Source organism: Alcanivorax sp. HI0044 (genome assembly GCF_001634945.1).
Map to the genome: position 1 here is coordinate 1 of NZ_LWEZ01000873.1, position 421 is coordinate 421.

Here is a 421-nt window from a genome sequence, read left to right on the forward strand (position 1 = left end):
GGGACACCTGTGATGCCCACATGCGCGAGCTCATCCACAAGCCCCATGGCATTATTCTGGTCACCGGCCCGACTGGCTCCGGTAAAACCACCACGCTTTATGCCTCGCTGACCGAACTCAACGACAGCTCGCGCAATATTCTCACGGTCGAAGACCCCATTGAGTATCAGCTTGAAGGCATCGGCCAGACCCAGGTCAACACCAAGGTCGACATGACCTTTGCCCGCGGCCTGCGCGCCATTCTGCGCCAGGATCCGGATGTGGTCATGGTGGGTGAAATCCGGGATCTGGAAACCGCTGAAATTGCGGTGCAGGCCTCCCTCACCGGTCACCTTGTTCTGTCTACCCTGCACACCAATACGGCGGTGGGGGCGGTCACTCGTTTGCAGGATATGGGGATTGAGCCGTTTCTGCTCTCCAG

The 421-nt window shown here is 58.9% G+C and carries 1 protein-coding gene; it reads left to right on the forward strand.

Features of this window, described 5'->3' with window-relative positions:
- A partial coding sequence (locus A3730_RS10235; protein WP_197477423.1) for a GspE/PulE family protein occupies window positions 1–421 on the forward strand: 421 nt, incomplete at both ends.